Here is a 21,408-nt window from a genome sequence, read left to right as displayed (position 1 = left end):
TGAAGATTTCTAAATGCATGATATAATATATATTCAACTCTTGTTTTACTAAAGGAGCTTTTTAATGAATGAACCATCAGTAATTTTTCGTCAATTAACTATTAACGACTATGATTTAGTCAAACAGATGAAAACTGAGATGGAGGATGATTATGTATTACTTATTTTTCCCCATTTAGTACAATCAGAAACACAAGCTTTATTTGGTTGTTTTGTGAATAATCGTTTAGCATCGATTGCTGGCTATACATTATTCCCAGGTGGATACGCTATGCTGGGGCGTCTACGTAGTGATCGTCGTTTTCTTAAAAAGGGACATGCAACAACTCTTTTAGCATATATGATGGATATACTCATGCGTGATCCTAATGTGCACTGGATTGGCGCAAATACAAATATACATAATGGTTCAGCTATAAGAGTGTTAGAAAAACTTGGATTAGATAAATTCACGTCTCTTTATTCTTTTCCTGTGAAATCCAATACTGTTGTAAAAGGAACAGATGGAGATATTTGGACAAAAATAACCTCTATTACAGACAAACGCGCTTTACTAAAGCGATTAAAACAGGAAAACGCCTTAAAAGTTTATCCATTTGAATGTTATTATCCGCTACCATATACTGACGCTCTAATTACAAATGAAGAGCTAGAACAATCTACCTTTTACCTTAATCCAACAAATAATCGTTTCCTAGTGATTAAAAACGATCAAAAAAGAGAATGGTTCGCCCAAATAAAGTATTTTTGGAATGATCATTTTGACCAACCGGGCTTTTGGAATACAGTCAATCACCATGTGAAAAATGATCCTCTAATGCCACGACCTTGGTTAGATTTTTCTAAAGAAGGGTTAGCGAACATTCCTAATATAAAATTATTTGATGTCTCAGATGGATGGGTACTATACGGTAAGTGGATTAACTAAATTCCCTTTATAAGAAAAAGAATGCACAAAACGTTGATTGTGCATTCTTATTTGTTACTTTTTCTTCTTTGCTTTTTTCTTCTTAGATGATTTTGGTGGTTTCATTTTCCCTTTATTCTTTTTCCCATTAGAAGGAGACTTGTCTTTTTTTCTTCTTTCTTTTCGGTTGTCTGTTTCATTATTTATAGTTGGGCGAACACGTCTAGGCTTCATCCCAACAACTTCAAAATCAACTGCACGTTCATCGAGATTTACATTAGCTACTTTGATCGTTATTTCATCACCGATGCGGAACATGTTACCTGTTCTTTCACCAATCATTGCAAAGGACCGCTCATCAAAATGATAATAGTCATCCGTTAAATAGCTAACGTGGACAAGACCTTCTACTGTATTCGGTAGTTCTACGAATAAGCCGAAGTTAGTAACAGAACTAATTACGCCATCAAATGCTTCTCCAACCTTATCTTGCATATATTCTGCTTTTTTCAAATCATCAGTTTCACGTTCTGCATCAACTGCTGCTCGTTCTTTTTCAGAAGCATGTTTAGCAATCTCCGGCATACGGTCTTTCCAATGTTGTCGAGTTTTTTGATCAATTTGATTGTTAACTAAATACGTTCTTATTAGTCGATGCACAATCAAATCCGGGTAACGTCGGATCGGAGAGGTAAAGTGCGTATAAAAATCGGTCGCCAATCCAAAATGCCCAATACTTTGTGGATCATATTTTGCTTGTTTCATTGAACGTAACATTAATTTAGAGATGATCATCTCTTCTTGTTCACCTTGAACCCTATCAAGTACTTTTTGTAGGGATTGCGGGTGAATTTCATTCGCTGTACCTTTTACTGAATATCCTAACTGTCCAATAAATTCAAAGAACTTTTGAAGCTTATCGGGATCTGGATCTTCGTGAATACGGTGGATAAATGGTACATCCATCCAATGAAAATGTTCTGCTACCGTTTCATTTGCAGCCAACATAAATTCTTCAATCAACCGTTCACCAACAGATCGTTCTCTAATTACGACGTCTTCCGCTTTTCCATTAGCATCCACTAATACTTGAGCTTCTTTAAAATCAAAATCAATTGCTCCACGCCCAAAGCGCTTACGACGTAATAATTCAGCTAATTCCTCCATATCCTCAAACATGGGAACAAGTTCACGATAACGGTCCCTTAATTCCGCATCTTTATCAACTAGAATACTGTTGACATCGGAGTAAGTCATTCGCTCATTTGTTCGTATCACACTTTGGAAAATATCATGTTTAACAACCTCACCACTATGATCGATCTCCATTTCACAACCTAATGTTAATCGGTCAACTTGTGGATTTAAGGAACAAATGCCGTTAGATAATCGATGTGGAATCATTGGAATAACACGATCTACTAAATATACACTTGTCGCTCGATCAAAAGCTTCTTGATCAATTGGAGAATTCTCTTCGACATAATATGAAACATCTGCAATGTATACACCAAGTTTGTAATTCCCATTGTCTAATTTCTTTACTGTTACAGCATCATCTAAGTCTTTTGCATCTGCACCATCAATTGTCACGATCATTTCATCGCGCAAGTCACGTCTGTTTTCTAACTCAGATGCCTGTATCTCCTCTGGCACTTGTTTTGCATGTGCTAGCACCTCTTCTGGGAAGTCCACCTGAATCCCGTGCTTATATATAATAGACATAATGTCCATACCCGGATCACTTTTGTGGCCAAGAATTTCAATGACTTCACCTTCAGCACTCATTCGTTCTTCTGGAAATTTCGTTATATCTACAATAACTTTATGTCCTGTGACCGCACCATTTGAAGCATTTTTCGGAATAAAAATATCATTTGGGATACGCTTATCATCTGCAATAACAAAACCAAAGTTGCCGTTGTCTTCGTAAGTACCAATCACACGAGTCGTTGCACGTTCAACAATACGAATGACCACACCTTCTGAACGACGATCAAGTTCACCTTGATTGTCTACACGGACAAGCACGATGTCATTATTCATCGCTGATTTTAAATCAGAGTGATTAATATACACATCACTTTGATTTTCATCATCAGGAATTAGAAATGCAAATCCTTTCGCATGCATTTGAATACGTCCACGAATTAAATTCATTCGCTCCGGTAAACCATAACGATTTTTACGTGTTCGTACTAATTCCCCTTTTTCCTCTAATTCATTTAATAGCTTCATTAACATTCTAAAATCTTCAGCATCTTCCAATGTTAACGCTTCTTCAATTTCCTGCACAGTTAATGGCTTTGTTGCTTCTGTTTTAAAAAATTGTATTACATTTTGTTCTAATTGTTTTATTTCCATTCTTTCACCTTCTTTCTATTAGACTGATCTAGTTGTATTATGATTAAGACCAATCTAATGATTCTAAAAATTGATAAACATCTTCATGAACATCATCTTTTTTAGGACCTAATGTAATCGCATGTCCAGCGTCTTTGTACCATTTGATTGTTTTTTGGTCACATTCTACATTATCGTAAATGTATGTGGCGCTATTTGTATCAATCATTTGATCATCTTCAGCTTGTACAACGAATGTTGGTGTATAAATTTGATCTACATGCTTCTGTACATCTGTTATTATCCCACCAAGCTCTTGAAACAATGTATTGGATTCATCTAATAAATGTTTAATTTCTTCATCTATTGTGTCACTATCTTTTCCTTCTGCTTGTTTATATTGCTTTGCATAAAATTGAAAACCTTTCGTAAGTTGAGAGCTGTGATCAAAAAACATCGGCGCACACATCGGAACAACTCCTGTGATTTGCTGTGAATAAGCTAATTTAAGACCTAGCACACCACCTAATGAAAGACCAGCAACCGCAATCTTTTGATATCCTAAATCTTTTAAATGTTGGTATGCCTCTTTCACATCTTCCCACCACTCAGAAGCTTTCACTCCTATTAATTCATCAGGCGAACCACCATGGCCTCTATAAATTGGTGCATGTGTTGTATAACCTTTTTTTTGCAAAAATCGCGCTAACATTCGAACATCTGCAGTATGTCCTGTGAACCCATGTAATAGTAATACCGCTCTATCGCCTTCTTCAAACGTAAATGGTTGAGGTTTTTTTATATTCATCAAAAATTCTTCCTTTCTTATTGTCTAGATCAAGCTTTTGTATATTCATTTATTTTAGCAAAGAAGAGTGTACTCTCCTAATATCTGAACTGATTAAATTCAAAAACCCTCTCATTTTAGTTAAAGAAATGAGAGGGTTTTCTATAAACATTATAAAATATAAGCAACTGCAAAAGTTAAAACGAATAATAACACTCCTGCAATAATTGTTGCACGCTGTAGTACCGCATCAATACCTCGTGCTTTCTGTTTCCCAAATAATTGTTCTGCACCACCAGAAATTGCACCTGATAAACCAGCGCTCTTTCCCGACTGTAATAATACTAAAACAATAAGTGCTATAGCATCTACAATTAATAACGTAATCGCAACTCCTTGCATGGTTGCGTACACCTCCTAAAACGCACTAATACATAAAGATAATGTAGCATAAACTCCCAGTACTTCGCAAGTCTATTATTAAAAAGAACGTACTAAAAAACATAATATAAAATGCTTATTATTTTAGATCCATTGTTTTCTTATACTACATGTACCTCATACAAAGCAAGTGGACTTTGAGCCAATATAATGGTATTGTAGTAGCGGTATAATATAAAGAAGGGCAACGATTATTCCCCTTTTTTAATAAAATAGTACAATTGTGTATCGTTTTTAGTGTAATTGTTGAAATTCCACCTCAAAACAGAGTAAAATTGTACTGAAGTGTATACCTATTAAATACTATTTATTCAGGAGGGTTTTTTCATGGCAGCAGAAAAAGTTGTTACGATTACAGATTCAACAGGAGTTCACGCACGACCAGCAACAGTATTAGTTAATAAGGCTGGAAGTTTTTCATCTGATATTAACCTAGAGTATAATGGTAAATCAGTTAATTTAAAGTCAATTATGGGTGTTATGTCATTAGGCATTCCTAAGGATGCTGAAATTAAGTTTATTGCAGAAGGTTCTGATGAACAAGAAGCAATTGATGCGATTTATGATGTAATTAAAAAAGAAGGATTAGGGGAGTAATTTTTAATGACTAATATAAAAGGGATTGCAGCATCAAATGGAGTTGCTATTGCTAAAGCTTATAAGCTAGAAGCTCCAGACCTTTCTTTTGATAAAAAGGTCATTGATGATGTAGAAGCAGAAGTAACACGCTTGAATGACGCGCTTGACATTTCTAAAAAAGAACTAGAGACAATTAAAGAAAACGCGCGTAAAACATTAGGTGATGAACATGCTGAAATCTTCTCAGCTCACTTGCTAGTATTAGGAGATCCAGAATTAATTAATCCAATCGAAGACAACATTAAAACAAATAAAGTTAATGCTGAATCTGCTTTAGATGAAACAGCTACAATGTTCGTTAATATGTTTAAAGCAATGGATAATGAATATATGCGTGAACGTGCTGCAGATATTCAAGATGTAACAAAACGTGTGATGGCACACTTATTAAATGTGTCATTCCCAGATCCAGCGCTAATTGACGAAGAAGTGATTGTTCTCGCAGAAGACTTAACACCTTCTGATACAGCACAATTAAACAAGCAGTTTGTTAAAGGCTTTACAACAAATATCGGTGGTCGTACTTCTCACTCTGCTATTATGGCTCGTTCACTTGAAATTCCTGCTGTTGTAGGAACAAAAACAATTACGAATGATGCCAAAGAAGGTGACACGATCATTGTAGACGGTATTGATGGACATGTTATTATCAATCCATCTGATGATGTGATTAAGCAATATGAACAAAAACAAGCCGATTTTGAAAAGCAAAAAGAAATTTGGGCAAAATTAAAAGATGAGCCTACCGTTTCTTCTGACGGTAAACATGTAGAATTAGTTGCTAACATCGGTACACCTGAAGATGTTACTGGCATTATTAATAATGGCGGTGAAGGCGTTGGATTGTACCGTACAGAATTCCTTTACATGGGTAAAAGCGAACTCCCAACCGAAGATGAGCAATTTGAAGCTTATAAATCCGTTCTAGAACAAATGGGAGATAAGCCTGTTGTAGTTCGTACATTAGATATTGGCGGAGATAAAGAGTTAAGCTACCTTGATCTACCAAAAGAAATGAACCCATTCTTAGGATTCCGTGCGATTCGTCTTTGCTTAGAACGTGATGACATTTTCCGTGTTCAATTACGCGCATTGTTAAGAGCAAGCACCTATGGAAATCTAAAAATCATGTTCCCTATGATTGCAACGTTGAATGAATTCCGTGAAGCGAAACAGCTTTTACTTGAAGAAAAACAAAATCTTCAAAAAGAAGGTGTAGAAGTTTCAGATAACATTGAAGTAGGAATAATGGTAGAGATTCCGTCTACTGCTGTAATTGCGCGCCAATTTGCTAAGGAAGTTGACTTCTTCAGTATTGGAACAAACGATTTAATTCAATACACAATGGCAGCTGATCGTATGAATGAACGTGTATCATACTTGTATCAACCATATCATCCTGCTATTTTAAATCTTGTAAACAATGTGATTGAGGCAGCACACGCTGAAGGCAAATGGGCTGGTATGTGTGGAGAAATGGCTGGAGACTCTATTGCTATCCCAATCCTTCTTGGACTCGGCCTAGATGAATTCAGTATGAGTGCAACATCTATTTTACCAGCACGTACACAAATCAAGGACCTTTCTAAAGAGGAACTTGCATCATACAAAGATCAATTATTAAGTATGAGTACAGCTGATGAAGTAGAAGCGTTTATTCGTGAAAAAACAAATCAATAATATAAAAAGCTTCAATTCTATTTTGAATTGAAGCTTTTTTGTGGAATTAAACCCACCACTCATTTAGACATTTATCTACATACATATGGTTATAGCGTCTTCGTTTATAATCGAGAAAACAAAAGAGATTCATTGTAATTCGATTATTAGCTATCTTTATACATGGAATACTTTCGATAAGCCTTATAAAAACTAGTTCCAAAAAGAATAACCATAAATATAGGAAATGATCTTAAAAGTACAAAAGGTGTTTCAAATATAAGTGCTTTCCAAAATAATGTACCTTCCATATCCCAAAGTCCCTCAGTTAAATATAATCCAGAATCTTTGTACATTAAATAATAAAGAAATAAACCCAACATTAAGAACCAAAATGAATAGCTCATTAGTCTCTTGTAATAATTGCCCTTCGATTGGCGGTCTGAAAAAATTTCACTTTGACCACCCTTTTGTTTTTGCCAATACTGTATTCCACCAGATCTCCATCCCGCAATATGAGCCCAACCAAAATCTTCATATATCGCTTTGTATTCTTGAAATTTTTTCTTTGTTAAATAATCTTGATAATCCAGTCGCACCACATATCTTTCATTTGATTCCTGAAAAGTGTATACTCCAAATCCGCTAATATTTTTACAACGATAGCCTTTTTCTAATTGTTCATTTAGCCATTTTTCTTCCTTTTCGATATCAAAAAACATGTTAATTTTCTTCATTAAAATCACCACTTTCGTACAAGGATAATATATGTTTAAGCCTTTCTTGCTCCACCTTCAATATCTCCTCCCCTTCTGTAGTGATCATATAGATTTTTCTCCGTCCTGCATTTCCAACTGCCTCGATCCATCCATGTTTATTCAAATTTTCGATTGCACCATATAATGTTCCTGCCGCTAAAATAACAGTGCTATTGCTCATCTTTTCTATCTTCTGCATAACTGCATAGCCATGTAATGGTTCGCGTAGAGCTAATAAAATGTAATGCATCGTTTCAGACAGAGGTAATAATTTATGTTTCATACCAACACCTCCTCCTTTATTCAGTTAGACTGTACAGTTTAACTTAGTAATAATATAATACAGTTCAACTGAATAGTCAACGATTTTTCAAAAAAAAGATGCACTCTAATGTTTAGAGCGCATCTTCTTACTTTTAATTCTTATTTATTAAGGTTGTAGAATGCATTTTTTCCAGCATATTTCGCTGTACCAACTAATTCGTCTTCAATGCGAAGTAATTGGTTGTATTTCGCTACACGATCCGTACGAGACGGAGCACCAGTCTTAATTTGACCAGCGTTAGTAGCAACTGCGATATCAGCGATTGTAGCATCTTCTGTTTCACCTGAACGGTGTGAGATAACTGCTGTGTAACCAGCACGCTTCGCCATTTCAATAGCTTCGAAAGTTTCAGTTAGTGTACCAATTTGGTTCACTTTAACAAGGATAGAGTTACCTACACCTTGCTCAATACCTTGTGCAAGACGTTTTGTGTTTGTAACGAATAAGTCGTCACCCACTAGCTGAACACGGTCTCCAATACGATCTTGAAGTAATTTGTGACCATCCCAGTCATTTTCATCTAAACCATCTTCAATAGAGATGATTGGATATTTATTAACCATTTCTTCGTACCAGTCACACATTTCAGCAGAAGTACGTACAACGCCTTCACCTTTAAGATTATATTTACCATCTTCATAGAATTCAGAAGATGCAACGTCCATAGCAAGCTTCACTTCTTCACCTGGCTTATAACCAGCAGCTTCGATAGCTTCAATGATTGTAGAAAGTGCTTCTTCGTTTGATTTCAAGTTAGGAGCGAATCCACCTTCATCACCTACACCAGTATTGTAGCCTTTAGAGCTAAGTACTTTCTTCAGGCTATGGAAGATTTCAGCACCCATACGAAGTGCTTCACGGAACGTTGGAGCACCTACAGGCATAACCATGAATTCTTGGATATCAACGTTGTTATCCGCATGCTCTCCACCATTTAAGATGTTCATCATTGGTGTTGGAAGCGTAGTAGCGTTAAATCCACCTAAGTAAGTGTATAGAGGCATACCTAAGTGATCTGCTGCTGCATGAGCAACTGCCATAGAAACACCAAGAATTGCGTTCGCACCAAACTTACCTTTGTTTTCAGTACCATCTAATTCGATTAATAATTTGTCAATAACAACTTGACGTGTTACATCGATTCCAAGTAATTCTGGAGCGATCATTTCGTTTACGTTTTCTACAGCTTTCAAAACACCTTTACCTAAATAGCGATCTTTGTCACCGTCACGTAATTCAACTGCTTCGTGTTCACCAGTTGAAGCACCACTTGGTACTAGAGCTGATCCAAAAGCTCCTGATTCTGTATAAACTTCTACTTCTACTGTTGGGTTACCGCGAGAATCTAATACTTCACGTGCATAAACGTCTGTAATGTATGGCATAATGTTTAACTCTCCTTTTTCTTGTTAAATGTTTTATTTTTTAATTAATGAATTACCTGTCATTTCTTTTGGCTTCGCTACATTTAATAAATCTAGCATTGTTGGAGCCAAGTCACCAAGAATACCATCTTCACGTAAATCAATTCCTTCTTTTGTTACAATGACTGGAACTGGATTCGTTGTATGAGCTGTCATTGGTGTACCATCTAAGGAAACTACTTCATCTGAGTTACCATGGTCAGCTGTAATAATAGCTTGACCACCTTTTTCAAGGATTTTATCTACAATCTTACCTAAGCATTCATCCACTGTTTCAATTGCTTTTACAGTAGGTTCAAGCATACCAGAATGTCCTACCATATCAGGGTTAGCAAAGTTCAAAATGATTGCATTCTGATTTCCTTCATCTAATTCCTTCAATAGTGCATCAGTTACTTCATAGGCACTCATTTCTGGTTTTAAATCATACGTTGCAACTTTAGGTGAATCAATTAGAATTCGTTTTTCTCCAGGGAATTCCTTTTCACGTCCACCACTCATAAAGAAGGTAACGTGCGGATATTTCTCTGTCTCTGCAATGCGTAATTGATTTAAATTGTTTTGTGATAATACTTCTCCAAGTGTGTTATCCAAATTCACTGGCTCATATGCAACCAATCCATCTACTGTCTCACTAAATTGTGTTAAGCAGACAAATTTAATATCTTTCGGTGCTTTATCCCCTCGGTCAAAATCACGGAAATCTTCGTTTGCAAATGTACGTGAAATTTGAATCGCACGGTCTGGACGGAAATTATAGAAAATAATTGAATCATTATCTTCAATAGTAGCCTTAGGCTGACCATTTTCATCTGTGATAACAGATGGAATAACAAACTCGTCATAAATTTCATTGGCATAAGAATCTTCAACAATTTGTAAAGGATCTGTATATTTAGGTCCCTCACCATAAACCATGGCATCGTAAGACTTCTTCACACGATCCCAACGCTTATCTCTGTCCATGGAATAATAACGTCCAGAAATCGTTGCAAATTCCCCTACACCGTATTCATCCATTTTTTCTTGAGCCGCTTGGATATATTTCTTCGCGGATTTTTGACCAACGTCACGGCCATCTAAAAATCCATGGACATAAACTTTATCTAATCCATTATCAGATGCTAACTTTAACACAGCGTATAGATGTTCAATGTGGCTATGAACACCACCATCTGATAACAAACCAAACACATGTAATGCTTTGTTATTATCTTTCGCATGCTTAATTGCATTAATCATGATTTGATTTTCAAAGAAATCACCTTCACGAATAGATAAGTTTACTCTCGTTAAACTTTGATAGACAATACGTCCAGCACCAATGTTCAAGTGTCCTACTTCGGAATTACCCATTTGACCTTCTGGCAATCCAACAGCTTCTCCACTTGCAGTTAACTGATTATGTGGAAATTGATTCCAGAATCGATCGAAATTTGGTGTCTTTGCTTGCTTGACAGCATTTCCTTTTACTTCATCACGGATTGCATAACCGTCAAGAATAATCAGAGCTGCTAATTTGTCTTGACTCATTTTGCACCAGCCTCCACTAATTTCAAGAAAGAATCAGCTTCTAGACTTGCTCCACCTACTAATGCACCGTCAATGTCAGATTGTGCTAGAAGTTCATCAACATTTGCTGGTTTCACACTACCACCATATTGAATGCGTACTGCTTCAGCTGCATCTGATGATACCGATTCGGCAACCACTTTACGGATGTGTGTACAAACTTCATTTGCTTGTTCTGAAGTCGCTGTTTTACCAGTTCCAATAGCCCAAATTGGCTCATAAGCAATAATTGTAGCTTTTACTTGTTCTTCAGAAAGGTTAGCCAATGCTTTTTTAACTTGATCAGCCACTAAATCCATTGTTTGATTGCTTTCACGTTGCTCCAAAGTCTCACCTACACAAACAATAGGAGTTAAACCATGATTAAATGCTGCATGCGTTTTTTTGTTAACTGTTTCATCTGTTTCAGCAAAGTACTCACGACGTTCAGAGTGACCTAATACAACGTAAGTTACACCAATGTCTTTTAACATAGCTGGGCTTACTTCACCAGTAAATGCACCATTGTCTTCATAATGCATGTTTTGTGCTGCGATCGCTAAATCAGTACCAGCACTTTCTTTTACTAATGTTTGTAGGTATGGAAAAGGTGCACATACAACAGATTCCACTTTATCAGAACTTGGTACTTTGTTTTTTGTATCAGCTACAAATTGTTCTGCTTCAGCTGACACTTTGTTCATTTTCCAGTTTCCTGCAATTACTTTTTTTCGCATAATATGCTCCCTCTCTGTTATTTGCCTATTCAAATATTATTTATCATTAATTGCTGCTAGACCTGGTAGTTCTTTACCTTCTAGATATTCTAGAGATGCCCCACCACCAGTAGAAATATGAGAAAATCTATCTGCATAGCCAAGATCCATTGCCGCAGCAGCAGAGTCTCCACCACCAATGATTGTTGTTGCTTCTTCCAATGAAGCAATAGCTTCACAAACGCCAATTGTACCAACAGCGAAGTTAGATAATTCAAATACTCCCATTGGTCCATTCCATACAACGGTATGGGCGCCTTCTAATTCTTTTTCGAACAATTCAACGGTTTTAGGACCGATATCTAATCCTTCTAACTCAGCTGGAATTGCATCAGAAGAAACAATAGAAATGTTTGCATCATTTGAAAAATCATCTGCAGTTTTTGTATCTATTGGTAGAACAATTTTCCCGTTTGCTCTTTCAAGTAAATCTTTCGCTAAATCAACCTTATCTGCCTCTAGTAATGATTTACCAATCTCTTTTCCTTGTGCTTTAAAGAATGTATAAGCCATTCCACCACCGATAAGTACTTTATCTGCTTTATCAAGTAGATTTTCGATCACACCGATTTTATCACTAACTTTAGCTCCACCTAATATAGCAACGAATGGACGTTTTGGATTATCAACTGCTTCACCAATGAATTTAATTTCTTTTTCCATCAAAAATCCTGCAGCTGTTTCAATGTTTGATGCAATCCCTACGTTAGAAGCGTGTGAACGGTGAGCTGTACCGAATGCATCATTAACAAATACATCACCTAAACTAGCCCAGTATTTACCTAATTCAGGATCGTTTTTGCTTTCTTTTTTGCCATCAATGTCTTCAAAACGAGTGTTTTCAAATACAAGTACATCACCATTTTGTAATTGGTCAATTGCATTTTCTAATTTTTCACCACGAGTTTCAGGAACAAAAGCTACTTCCTTACCTAACAACTCTCCTAGACGAGTAGCAACAGGCTTTAATGATTTACCTGCTTTATCTGACTCTTCTTTCACTTTACCTAAGTGAGAAAAAACAATAACTTTTGCACCTTCATTAATCAAATGTTTAATTGTTGGTAATGCTTGAACAATACGGTTATCATTTGTAATGTTATTGTCTTTCATTGGTACGTTAAAGTCAGCTCTAACTAAAACCTTTTTACCTTGAACATCTAAATCTGTAACAATTTTCTTTGCCATAATTTAATCCTCCATTTTCAAAACACTAAAGTATACGTTTGATACGTACTATAAGTTCATCGAATTTCTATTTTCAAAAAGAACATACGTTTAAGTATAGAAATAGAAAACGGGAAGCGCGATGGCTTCCCGCTTTTCGATCTTCTTAATAGGATCTAAGCAATATTCATTTGTTAATTATAATTTAGCGAAATATTCTAAAGTACGAATAAGTTGAGCAGTGTAAGACATTTCATTGTCATACCAAGCTACAGTTTTCACTAATTGCTTACCATCAACATCCATTACTTTTGTTTGTGTAGCATCAAAAATGGAACCATAAGTACTTCCGATAATATCAGAAGAAACGATCATATCTTCATTATAACCGTATGATTCGTTTGCAGCTTTTTCCATTGCAGCATTAACTTCTTCAACTGTTACATTTTTATCTAAAACAGAAACTAATTCAGTTAATGAACCAGTTGGTACTGGAACACGTTGAGCAGCTCCGTCTAGTTTACCTTTTAATTCAGGAATTACTAAGCCGATTGCTTTTGCTGCACCAGTTGTGTTTGGCACGATGTTGCCTGCTGCTGTACGCGCACGACGATAGTCACCTTTTGCATGTGGTGCATCTAGTGTGTTTTGGTCACCTGTATAGGCATGAATAGTTGTCATTAAACCTTCATTGATTTTAAACTCATCATTTAATACTTTAGCCATTGGAGCTAAACAGTTTGTTGTACAAGAAGCAGCAGAAATCACTGTTTCGTCGCCTTTAAGAATATCGTGGTTAACGTTGTATACTACAGTTGGTACATCATTTCCACCTGGTGCAGAGATAACAACACGTTTCGCTCCACCTTTAAGGTGTAGTTCAGCTTTTTCTTTTGTAGCAAAGAAACCAGTACATTCTAGAACGATTTCTACGCCTAAGTCTCCCCAAGGTAGTTCTTCAGGGTTACGGTTAGAAAGAATTTTTACATCTTTTCCATTAACATTGAAGTAACCGTCTTTAACAGCTACATCACCTTTGAAAGGTCCTTGTGTAGTGTCATATTTTAATAAATGAGCTAGCATATCAGCATCTGTTAAATCATTGATAGCTACCACTTCAATACCTTCTACTTCTTGGATACGACGAAATGCTAAACGGCCGATACGACCAAAACCATTAATACCTACTTTTACAGTCATTCTTAGTTCCTCCTTGTATAATGCTTATTATATTTAAAGGGAAAATCCCTTTATTAACTCTTTTGCTGCAGCTTCATCTGTGATAAGCACGTTACTTTTCCCTTGCTTACAATAGGAATCGATTGCCTTAGCTTTCGATTTGCCACCTGCAACTGCGATGACATCTTTTATTTTAGACAAATCTTCTAATTGCATTCCTACTGTTCGAACTTTGTGAATTACTTTGCCCTCATCATTGAGATAATAACCAAATGCCTCACTAACTGCTTTACCCGATTGGATCTTATGTAAAACCTCTTTAGATGCCTTGCGACGTTGCGCCATCATATCAGCATTGCCAATACTATGAACCACGATATCCGCTTGACGAATAATCTGCAAAATTTCTTTTACGGAAGGTTCTTGGATAATAGATTGATACGTTTCCTCACTTAGTGGGTCCGGCACATATAGTAAACGATATTCACCATTTACTTTTTTGGCCATTTCAGCACATATTGTGTTTGCCTGATTTTCCACTCTTTCTCCAAGTCCACCTCGTGCAGGAACAAATAAGCAATCAATGCTATCATTTGATGGACGTAACATTTCTGCTACTGTCGCCATTGTTGTCCCACCTGTGACTGCTATTGTTTGGTCAGACTTCAGAATAGACTTTAAGTAATCTACTGTTGCCTTGCCTAACTCCTGCTTGACTAATTCATCTTCGTCACTATTCCCGGGAACAATTAAAACATGCTCTAATTTTAATGTGTCCTTAATTTGTTTTTCTAACACATCAAAACCGAAAAGATCACTCATAAAAACTTCTAACTTCTGCAATACTTGTTGACCAGAATGTGTAATTCTCATTCCTCTTGTAGTAATTTCAAGTAATGCTTGACTATTGAGAAAATCAATTTCGCTTCGAACAATTCGTTCTTTCATATGAACATGTTCTGCAAGCGTACGACGACCAATAGGCTCTAACACATGAATGAAATGTAGAATTTTATACCTTCGCTGTATTACTTCTAGTATATCAGGGAACAATTTCTTTTGAACGTCGATCCAATTCTTCATGTTTAAACTCCTTTATGAAAATCAACCGGGATTAAAACGTCCCTTATAGTCAGATTCTGTCCCGCTTACAGCATAATAATCTCTACACCTATTATTGTAGCAGAAGAATCTCATTTGCTCAACTAATTTTATGTTAAATTTTTGTTTCAAATGAAATGTTAATAAATTAGACAGAAACTAAAATATTCAATCCAATTGACTTGAAAAGAACCGAACATTTTAGCCTCTTCATTTATTCTCTTTAATCACTTAATTGTAGGTAGAATCTGATCTGTTATTTCTTTTAAAACATTAGCTGAATGTTGTAGTTGTTCTAATTCTGACTTACTAAGGTCAAGATTCAGTACTTCTCTTATACCATACTCATTAACAATTGCAGGCATACCCAAGTAGACATTTCCAATACCATATTGCCCTTCAAATAAAGTAGAAACAGTAACAATCGAATTTTCATTATATAAAATGGCTCTCGTTAATCTTGCTAGCCCTAGTCCAATACCATAATAAGTCGCGCCTTTTCTTTCTATAATATGATAAGCTGCATCGCGAACGTTCTCGAATAGCTGTTTCATATCCTCGTCATTTTCTATATCTTTTAACTTGCCGTAATCTTTAAGTGGCACGCCTCCAATTTGAACATGGCTCCAAACGGGTAGCTCCGAATCACCATGCTCACCTATAATGTAAGCTTGTACATTACGAGAATCGACTTGATAATATTCACTTAATAGATAACGGAATCTTGCTGTGTCCAAAATTGTCCCGGAACCTATGACTCGCTCTTGAGGTAAGCCCGAAACCTCTAATGCAACATGGCTAAGTAGATCGACAGGATTTGTAGCAACAAGTAAAATACCATTAAACCCACTGTCCATAATGCTGTTAACAATACCTTTCATAATCTTTGCGTTTTTATGAGCTAAGTCTAACCTTGTTTCCCCTGGACCTTGGTTAGCACCAGCAGTAATAACAACTAGATCAGCATTTTTACACTCTTCATAATCACCAGATCGTATCCGCATTGGGAAACCAAATGGCATTCCATGGTTTAAATCACGAGCTTCTCCTTCTGCACGCTCTTTATTTAGATCTACTAATACTAACTCATTAACAATGCCTTGATTAACTAATGAATACGCATAGCTAGACCCAACAAAACCCGCACCAATAATTACTACTTTTCTCGTCTTTGATTGATCAAATGTCATTCCATCATCCCTCCACTTTGCATGTATTCTCACTATAACTGTAGCAATTGTCTAAGTATTTTTACAATACCCTATTGCCTAAGAAAATATGTCTGAAGTGTTAAAGAAATCTATATGTTTGATGTTACACTTTAAAATAAAAAAAGTACACAAAGCACTAAAAAAATATTCTCCTCCAAATGAAAACTCGTTCACCTTGGAGAAGAATATTATCTGCTAATTCTATTATATTAATTTCTGAAAAGCTGATATTTTTGTTTCATGTTTATTGGCAAATCAATTTGCAAAAGATAAGCAAAATATCCGATGAATACAATATTTGCTGTGTACTGCCAAACATAAGAAAATTCAAAAATGTCTTGTAACGCGTTTGTTTCCCAAAGAATTAGAAGTGAAATTAATACCCAATATATGTATTTCATTCACTCACCCCCATAAATCAATACATAATTTGAAGAAATAGTTTTAAACTAAAAAACCTTCAACTCATTATATACTTAAATGACATAAAAAAAAATCATTTTCTTGAATTCTTTATAAAACAAGCACCATCTAGGGGATAAATGATGCTTGTTCGAGGGCGCATATAGAAGAATTAAGCAAAATGTGATGAAGTGGAGCATGAGGTTGATGCAGAGCGCTCCATTAAATTCTGCTTTTTCTCTAATTCATCTATACGTCGATTAGATGAAGCGATAATAGAAACCAACTGAGCAATTGTCTCTTCTTGTTGATGAATCTTGGTTCTCAGGTCATCAACATTTAGTCGAGTTTCATAAACCATACATACGCCCCCTATTGATGTGATACTTTAGTTATATTACGAAAATGCTGACTTATCAAATAACCAAAAACAAAGAATAATCATTGTTTAAAGTTACAATTACACTATTTGACAAGTGATTCTTATCGTTTATTACGTATTATATAAACAATTAATTAGTTTACAACTATTTCTTATTTTCTTTTTTTCGTCTTTTTATTGTTTCGCTTTTCATTTTCTGTAAGTGGCTCATTTGCAAACTCGTGATCAAACTGATTGGGCATTGTGCCTCGGATTGCTTGTTCGTCACTAAAACCAGCAGACTTATTTTTCTTTTGCTTTGACAAAATCAATCACCTCCACATTTATTATGTGCAGATGATTTCTTAACATGCAGAAGCTATGACATGAATTAGTAAAACCGTCGTTTAAAATTGTTTCGAATGTGACAACGAAAATGCAATTAATTGCTTATAGGCTTCGCTCGAAAAATTTGATTTGGACAAATTGTATAAAGCTGTAGTCTGTTCATCTATTAATCGAATTCTTTCTCCCCCACGTGCATAAATAGTTACATAGAAGAAGGGTTGTATTAATGTATTCTCTTTCATGAAATCATCTGGAAAATCAACCTCGATTAATAATCGATCTTCAACTAACTTTAAAGATAGTACATTATACAGGTGTAATTGATCTATTTTTTCTATATACAAGAAATCACTCCTAAAATATCGTTCCATCTATTATTCATTTTCTTACCAACAGCTATCATATGATTCGTTTAGAACATTAATGCTATATACTATTTATTTTATAAATACTTTATAATTCTTGCTGGGTTTCCACCAACTACTACATTATCAGGTACATCTTTCGTAACTACTGCACCTGAACCAACAACAACATTGTTACCTACCTTCACACCTGGATTTATGACTGCTCTACCGCCAATCCAAACATTATCACCTATCTTAATTGGTTTCGCTAATTCCTTGCCCGAATAACGTTCAGTTGAATCAAGTGGATGTGTAGCAGTGTAAATATGTACGCCAGGAGCTATCATACAATTATTCCCGATTCTAACCTCACTTACATCAAGAATCGTACAATCATAATTCGCATAAAAGTTCTCGCCTACATAGATATTATAACCGTAATCAACTTTAAACGAAGGTTCAATGGTAATGTTTGTTCCTATCTCACCTAACAGCTTTTTCAACATGTCGATCCGTTCTTCTGTTTGTTCCGGATCTGAGTTATTAAATGCTTTCATTTGTTTACGAGCAGATAGTCGATCGGCAACAAGTATCGGGTCAGAAGGGTCATACAGTTCTCCAGCAATCATTTTCTCTTTTTCTGATTTCATGTTCATCCACCACTCCTTCTTTTTTCTTCATATTACCATAAAAAAAGTAAAAGCAACGTCATTCATTGACATTGCCTTTGCTTTTGAGTGTTACTGCAAGTAGTGATTAATGTTTCTTCTAAGGTCATGTAACTGCTCCCTAGCTTGTTGGTACTGTGGATTCGTGTTTATCTGATGACTATTTTGCAACTGATTTAACTGGTTTTCTACCTCTGTTAATTGCAAAATAGATTTTTCTAGTTCTGCGCTCTTCCCTTGTGCATCCATCATCATCGCTTGCGTTTGTTGCAATAGCTGACTAATCGAATCTAACTCCGTTTGAAAATTTTCTCCATCCATATTGACACACACCTTTCGTTATTCTTTGCTTTAGTTGTTCCAATTCATTTAACAAACTATACATAGATGACATTATTGTGAATAATTACACATATTCATCGCGATTGGAAGCGTTTTCTGTTATAATTTTCTTATCGGTTCATAAACTGAAAGTGTGATATGCTTTATCTTTTTTAATCGAGAGGAGATAAAAGAAATGGTAGAAAAAGATGTGCTTGTAGGGATTGCGCCAGGGTTAGATGCTGAACCAGTCACATTATTTGTGCAAAAAGCAAATTCATTTGCATCTGAGATTTTTATAGAAAAAGAAAATCGACGTGTGAATGCAAAAAGTATTATGGGATTATTAGGTCTGAGCATTAAAAAGGATACGAAAATTCATTTAATTGCTAACGGAAATGATGATCAAGAAGCGATTGAAACACTATCTGCATTTCTAGAAAAAGAAAAGATAACGACTGATTAATTTTATCTAAAAACAGGGCTGTAAAGTATACAGGCCCTGTTTTTTTATTGCATTATTCTGTTGGTTTCTTCTCCATCACTTTGTCAATTAAACCGTATTCTTTTGCTTTTGCTGCAATCATGAAATTATCACGATCTGTGTCTTTTTCAATTACTTCAATTGGCTGTCCAGTTCGTTCAGAAAGGATTTGGTTTAACTTCTTGCGCATTTCAATGATGCGATTTGCATGAATTTGAATGTCAGAAGCTTGCCCTTGCGTACCACCTAATGGCTGGTGAATCATTACCTCACTGTTTGGTAATGCATAACGTTTTCCAGGTTCACCAGCTGCTAGTAGGAATGCACCCATCGATGCTGCCATACCCACACAAATAGTTGATACATTCGGTTTAATAAACTGCATTGTATCATAAATAGCCATTCCAGCTGTGATCGAACCACCTGGCGAATTAATATAAATAGAAATATCTTTATCTGGGCTTTCAGCTTCTAAGAAAAGAAGCTGTGCAACAATGCTATTAGCTACGTTGTCATCAATCGCGCTACCTAACATAATAATACGATCTTTTAATAAACGAGAGTAAATATCATATGCACGTTCTCCGCGGTTTGTTTGTTCAATTACTGTTGGTATTAAATTCATTTGGAATTTTCCTCCTTCTAAATCTTCACTCTATCTAGTGAAATATTGTTACTATGTATATAGTACCTAATTGGTCAATAAAGGTCAAACAAAACACATGTATTGTTTGCTCTTATTGATTGTTACTAATTGTATCGTACCCATGTAGTCATCGAAATAAACCTTACTCATTATTATAACAGATAAGAAGTCATTATATGAATGGATATGAGGAGAAATTTGCTAATTCGATATTAATGATTTTATTTAGCAATTGAATTACATTATAATATCCGTTATAATGATGCTTGTTCGCTTACTTTATATAAAATATATGCGCTCGTAGCTCAGGGGATAGAGCAATGGTTTCCGGTACCATGAGTCGGGGGTTCGAATCCCTCCGGGCGCGCTAGCCTAAATCTATACAAAGATTTAGGCTTTATTTCATTTTCACCACTTTTTAAATTACATTTAATATTTTTAGTACAATTCAAATATTTTTGACCACTTTATTATTGATACGCAATTCAATTTGGTCTTGCCGTATATTTATAGTACACGTTACAGTACGGACTGACAAAATATAAAAAAAGACACAAGAAAACCTTGTGCCTCCATATCAAAATTCCAGTTTTATTGAATGACTTGTTCCTTCTTTAGTTGTTCTGCAAACTGATCAATTTTTTTCAAACGATGATTGATACCAGATTTGCTTATTTTATCTCCACTAATGAGTTCTCCCAATTCTTTTAGTGATACATCTTGATGTTGGACGCGTAACCTTGCAATTTCTTGTAATTTATCAGGTAAGGCTTCTAATCCAACAGTACGCTCGATAAACTTGATGTTCTCCACTTGCCTGAAAGCTGCACCAATGGTCTTGTTCAAATTCGCTGTTTCACAGTTCACAAGACGGTTAACCGAATTACGCATATCTCGCATAATACGAACATCTTCAAATTTTAGCAAAGCTTGATGTGCGCCAATATAATTTAGGAACTCTGTGATCTTTTCAGCTTCTTTAATATATGAAATATAACCATTTCTTCTTTCTAATTTTCTAGCGTGCAATTGAAATGAATTCATTAATTCACACAAAGAATCGTTATGTTCTTGATACGCGTTGGATATTTCCAAATGATAGGATGATGTTTCTGGATTATTAACCGATCCTCCCGCAAGAAAAGCGCCTCTCATGTATGCACGTTTACAGCATTTCTTTTTTAAATACTTTGGAGAAATAGTGCGAACTAATGAAAATGGTTCTTCAAGAATGCCTAGCTCAGCTAATATTTTACGCGCACCCTCAGTAATACGAACAATATAAACATTATTTTTCTTCAATTTCATTTTTTTGCGAACAAGTAGCTTTACTGGATAATCATACAATGCTTTTAATATCGTATAAATTCGACGAGCAATGGCTGCATTCTCTGTTTGAACATCTAAAACATATTCCTGTTTAGATAGTGAGATCGCACCATTCATCCGAATTAGTGCTGCAAGTTCTGCTTCAGCACAGCATTTCTTGTTCTCAATTTGGGTTAATTCTTTTTTTATTTCGGATGCAAACGACATGATTATTCACCTTCCCGCCTTACTTAT

The 21,408-nt window shown here is 35.5% G+C and carries 24 protein-coding genes and 1 tRNA gene; 5 read left to right on the top strand and 20 right to left on the bottom strand.

Annotation, left to right across the window (positions count from 1 at the left end):
• The first annotated feature begins 64 nt into the window (after positions 1-64).
• On the top strand, positions 65-928 hold the full coding sequence (locus tag HP569_RS11205; protein WP_182201269.1) for a GNAT family N-acetyltransferase: 864 nt from the start codon (positions 65-67) through the stop codon (positions 926-928).
• Positions 929-982: 54 nt separating this feature from the next.
• On the opposite strand, the gene rnr is transcribed toward HP569_RS11205, so the two are convergent.
• The 3 genes from rnr to secG form a co-directional block, all read right to left on the bottom strand.
• The gene (gene rnr / locus HP569_RS11200) at positions 983-3,271 is read right to left on the bottom strand and encodes a ribonuclease R (protein ID WP_182201268.1); all 2,289 of its coding nucleotides are present in this window, start codon (positions 3,269-3,271) and stop codon (positions 983-985) included.
• Positions 3,272-3,314: 43 nt separating this feature from the next.
• A complete protein-coding gene (locus HP569_RS11195) occupies positions 3,315-4,058 on the bottom strand; it encodes an alpha/beta hydrolase (protein ID WP_182201266.1) in 744 nt (247 codons plus the stop codon).
• A 150-nt stretch (positions 4,059-4,208) separates the two neighbouring features.
• Positions 4,209-4,439: a preprotein translocase subunit SecG gene (gene secG, locus HP569_RS11190; protein WP_182201265.1), complete on the bottom strand. Its 231-nt coding sequence runs from the start codon at positions 4,437-4,439 to the stop codon at positions 4,209-4,211.
• A 366-nt stretch (positions 4,440-4,805) separates the two neighbouring features.
• Here secG and HP569_RS11185 point away from each other — a divergent pair, with 366 nt between their 5' ends.
• Positions 4,806-5,075, top strand: coding sequence for a phosphocarrier protein HPr (locus HP569_RS11185; protein ID WP_182201263.1), 270 nt, complete (start codon positions 4,806-4,808; stop codon positions 5,073-5,075).
• A gap of 6 nt (positions 5,076-5,081) precedes the next feature.
• Positions 5,082-6,797, top strand: a complete 1,716-nt coding sequence (ptsP, locus tag HP569_RS11180) for a phosphoenolpyruvate--protein phosphotransferase (RefSeq protein WP_182201262.1) — start codon at positions 5,082-5,084, stop codon at positions 6,795-6,797.
• Positions 6,798-6,943: 146 nt separating this feature from the next.
• Here ptsP and HP569_RS11175 read toward each other — a convergent pair whose 3' ends face one another.
• The 15 genes from HP569_RS11175 to HP569_RS11105 form a co-directional block, all read right to left on the bottom strand.
• Positions 6,944-7,513 carry a DUF2812 domain-containing protein gene (locus tag HP569_RS11175; protein WP_182201261.1) on the bottom strand — a complete coding sequence of 190 codons (570 nt, stop codon included), beginning with the start codon at positions 7,511-7,513 and terminating at the stop codon, positions 6,944-6,946.
• On the bottom strand, positions 7,500-7,817 hold the full coding sequence (locus tag HP569_RS11170) for a PadR family transcriptional regulator (RefSeq protein WP_182201260.1): 318 nt from the start codon (positions 7,815-7,817) through the stop codon (positions 7,500-7,502). The genes HP569_RS11175 and HP569_RS11170 overlap by 14 nt, the downstream gene beginning before the upstream one ends.
• Before the next feature lie 140 nt (positions 7,818-7,957).
• Positions 7,958-9,244 (bottom strand): phosphopyruvate hydratase, encoded by a 1,287-nt coding sequence (gene eno, locus HP569_RS11165; protein ID WP_182201259.1) that lies wholly within the window; start codon positions 9,242-9,244, stop codon positions 7,958-7,960.
• Between the two features lie 33 nt (positions 9,245-9,277).
• On the bottom strand, positions 9,278-10,816 hold the full coding sequence (gene gpmI / locus HP569_RS11160; protein ID WP_182201258.1) for a 2,3-bisphosphoglycerate-independent phosphoglycerate mutase: 1,539 nt from the start codon (positions 10,814-10,816) through the stop codon (positions 9,278-9,280).
• Positions 10,813-11,571 (bottom strand): triose-phosphate isomerase, encoded by a 759-nt coding sequence (tpiA, locus tag HP569_RS11155; RefSeq protein WP_182201257.1) that lies wholly within the window; start codon positions 11,569-11,571, stop codon positions 10,813-10,815. The genes gpmI and tpiA overlap by 4 nt, the downstream gene beginning before the upstream one ends.
• 36 nt (positions 11,572-11,607) lie before the next feature.
• Positions 11,608-12,798 carry a phosphoglycerate kinase gene (locus HP569_RS11150; RefSeq protein WP_182201256.1) on the bottom strand — a complete coding sequence of 397 codons (1,191 nt, stop codon included), beginning with the start codon at positions 12,796-12,798 and terminating at the stop codon, positions 11,608-11,610.
• A gap of 177 nt (positions 12,799-12,975) precedes the next feature.
• Entirely contained in the window at positions 12,976-13,977 is a 1,002-nt protein-coding gene (gap, locus tag HP569_RS11145; protein WP_182201255.1) for a type I glyceraldehyde-3-phosphate dehydrogenase, read from the bottom strand.
• Positions 13,978-14,010: 33 nt separating this feature from the next.
• Positions 14,011-15,039 carry a sugar-binding transcriptional regulator gene (locus HP569_RS11140; protein WP_182201253.1) on the bottom strand — a complete coding sequence of 343 codons (1,029 nt, stop codon included), beginning with the start codon at positions 15,037-15,039 and terminating at the stop codon, positions 14,011-14,013.
• A 245-nt stretch (positions 15,040-15,284) separates the two neighbouring features.
• Complete coding sequence (locus HP569_RS11135; RefSeq protein WP_182201252.1) at positions 15,285-16,247, bottom strand: L-lactate dehydrogenase; 963 nt, start codon at positions 16,245-16,247, stop codon at positions 15,285-15,287.
• Between the two features lie 230 nt (positions 16,248-16,477).
• Entirely contained in the window at positions 16,478-16,669 is a 192-nt protein-coding gene (locus HP569_RS11130) for a hypothetical protein (protein WP_182201250.1), read from the bottom strand.
• Positions 16,670-16,842: 173 nt separating this feature from the next.
• Entirely contained in the window at positions 16,843-17,031 is a 189-nt protein-coding gene (locus HP569_RS11125; RefSeq protein ID WP_182201249.1) for a hypothetical protein, read from the bottom strand.
• 173 nt (positions 17,032-17,204) lie between these two features.
• On the bottom strand, positions 17,205-17,357 hold the full coding sequence (gene sspO, locus HP569_RS11120) for a small acid-soluble spore protein O (RefSeq protein WP_182201248.1): 153 nt from the start codon (positions 17,355-17,357) through the stop codon (positions 17,205-17,207).
• An 81-nt stretch (positions 17,358-17,438) separates the two neighbouring features.
• Entirely contained in the window at positions 17,439-17,723 is a 285-nt protein-coding gene (locus HP569_RS11115) for a hypothetical protein (RefSeq protein ID WP_182201247.1), read from the bottom strand.
• 98 nt (positions 17,724-17,821) lie between these two features.
• The gene (locus HP569_RS11110; RefSeq protein ID WP_182201305.1) at positions 17,822-18,376 is read right to left on the bottom strand and encodes a maltose acetyltransferase domain-containing protein; all 555 of its coding nucleotides are present in this window, start codon (positions 18,374-18,376) and stop codon (positions 17,822-17,824) included.
• 90 nt (positions 18,377-18,466) lie between these two features.
• Positions 18,467-18,715, bottom strand: coding sequence for a hypothetical protein (locus tag HP569_RS11105; protein WP_182201246.1), 249 nt, complete (start codon positions 18,713-18,715; stop codon positions 18,467-18,469).
• 196 nt (positions 18,716-18,911) lie between these two features.
• Between HP569_RS11105 and HP569_RS11100 the strand changes: the two genes are divergently transcribed.
• Positions 18,912-19,181, top strand: coding sequence for an HPr family phosphocarrier protein (locus HP569_RS11100; RefSeq protein ID WP_182201245.1), 270 nt, complete (start codon positions 18,912-18,914; stop codon positions 19,179-19,181).
• Between the two features lie 52 nt (positions 19,182-19,233).
• Here HP569_RS11100 and clpP read toward each other — a convergent pair whose 3' ends face one another.
• Complete coding sequence (gene clpP / locus HP569_RS11095; RefSeq protein ID WP_182201244.1) at positions 19,234-19,824, bottom strand: ATP-dependent Clp endopeptidase proteolytic subunit ClpP; 591 nt, start codon at positions 19,822-19,824, stop codon at positions 19,234-19,236.
• Positions 19,825-20,139: 315 nt separating this feature from the next.
• Here clpP and HP569_RS11090 point away from each other — a divergent pair.
• A tRNA-Arg gene (locus tag HP569_RS11090) sits at positions 20,140-20,212 on the top strand.
• 224 nt (positions 20,213-20,436) lie between these two features.
• On the opposite strand, the gene whiA is transcribed toward HP569_RS11090, so the two are convergent.
• Positions 20,437-21,381 (bottom strand): DNA-binding protein WhiA, encoded by a 945-nt coding sequence (gene whiA / locus HP569_RS11085; protein WP_182201243.1) that lies wholly within the window; start codon positions 21,379-21,381, stop codon positions 20,437-20,439.
• Positions 21,382-21,408: the final 27 nt, after the last annotated feature.

Source organism: Paraliobacillus salinarum, from assembly GCF_014083865.1.
Classification (GTDB): Bacteria; Bacillota; Bacilli; order Bacillales; family Amphibacillaceae; genus Paraliobacillus; species Paraliobacillus salinarum.
The sequence above is the reverse complement of the archived record's forward strand: the minus strand, read 5'-3'. Positions and strand labels throughout refer to the sequence as shown.

Excerpts from the sequence above, each read along its gene's own strand:
- HP569_RS11205 (WP_182201269.1), top strand. The coding sequence starts at position 65 with ATGAATGAACCATCAGTAATTTTTCGTCAATTAACTATTAACGACTAT.
- rnr (WP_182201268.1), bottom strand. The coding sequence starts at position 3,271 with ATGGAAATAAAACAATTAGAACAAAATGTAATACAATTTTTTAAAACA.
- HP569_RS11195 (WP_182201266.1), bottom strand. The coding sequence starts at position 4,058 with ATGAATATAAAAAAACCTCAACCATTTACGTTTGAAGAAGGCGATAGA.
- secG (WP_182201265.1), bottom strand. The coding sequence starts at position 4,439 with ATGCAAGGAGTTGCGATTACGTTATTAATTGTAGATGCTATAGCACTT.
- HP569_RS11185 (WP_182201263.1), top strand. The coding sequence starts at position 4,806 with ATGGCAGCAGAAAAAGTTGTTACGATTACAGATTCAACAGGAGTTCAC.
- ptsP (WP_182201262.1), top strand. The coding sequence starts at position 5,082 with ATGACTAATATAAAAGGGATTGCAGCATCAAATGGAGTTGCTATTGCT.
- HP569_RS11175 (WP_182201261.1), bottom strand. The coding sequence starts at position 7,513 with ATGAAGAAAATTAACATGTTTTTTGATATCGAAAAGGAAGAAAAATGG.
- HP569_RS11170 (WP_182201260.1), bottom strand. The coding sequence starts at position 7,817 with ATGAAACATAAATTATTACCTCTGTCTGAAACGATGCATTACATTTTA.
- eno (WP_182201259.1), bottom strand. The coding sequence starts at position 9,244 with ATGCCATACATTACAGACGTTTATGCACGTGAAGTATTAGATTCTCGC.
- gpmI (WP_182201258.1), bottom strand. The coding sequence starts at position 10,816 with ATGAGTCAAGACAAATTAGCAGCTCTGATTATTCTTGACGGTTATGCA.
- tpiA (WP_182201257.1), bottom strand. The coding sequence starts at position 11,571 with ATGCGAAAAAAAGTAATTGCAGGAAACTGGAAAATGAACAAAGTGTCA.
- HP569_RS11150 (WP_182201256.1), bottom strand. The coding sequence starts at position 12,798 with ATGGCAAAGAAAATTGTTACAGATTTAGATGTTCAAGGTAAAAAGGTT.
- gap (WP_182201255.1), bottom strand. The coding sequence starts at position 13,977 with ATGACTGTAAAAGTAGGTATTAATGGTTTTGGTCGTATCGGCCGTTTA.
- HP569_RS11140 (WP_182201253.1), bottom strand. The coding sequence starts at position 15,039 with ATGAAGAATTGGATCGACGTTCAAAAGAAATTGTTCCCTGATATACTA.
- HP569_RS11135 (WP_182201252.1), bottom strand. The coding sequence starts at position 16,247 with ATGACATTTGATCAATCAAAGACGAGAAAAGTAGTAATTATTGGTGCG.
- HP569_RS11130 (WP_182201250.1), bottom strand. The coding sequence starts at position 16,669 with ATGAAATACATATATTGGGTATTAATTTCACTTCTAATTCTTTGGGAA.
- HP569_RS11125 (WP_182201249.1), bottom strand. The coding sequence starts at position 17,031 with ATGGTTTATGAAACTCGACTAAATGTTGATGACCTGAGAACCAAGATT.
- HP569_RS11110 (WP_182201305.1), bottom strand. The coding sequence starts at position 18,376 with ATGAAATCAGAAAAAGAGAAAATGATTGCTGGAGAACTGTATGACCCT.
- HP569_RS11105 (WP_182201246.1), bottom strand. The coding sequence starts at position 18,715 with ATGGATGGAGAAAATTTTCAAACGGAGTTAGATTCGATTAGTCAGCTA.
- HP569_RS11100 (WP_182201245.1), top strand. The coding sequence starts at position 18,912 with ATGGTAGAAAAAGATGTGCTTGTAGGGATTGCGCCAGGGTTAGATGCT.
- clpP (WP_182201244.1), bottom strand. The coding sequence starts at position 19,824 with ATGAATTTAATACCAACAGTAATTGAACAAACAAACCGCGGAGAACGT.
- whiA (WP_182201243.1), bottom strand. The coding sequence starts at position 21,381 with ATGTCGTTTGCATCCGAAATAAAAAAAGAATTAACCCAAATTGAGAAC.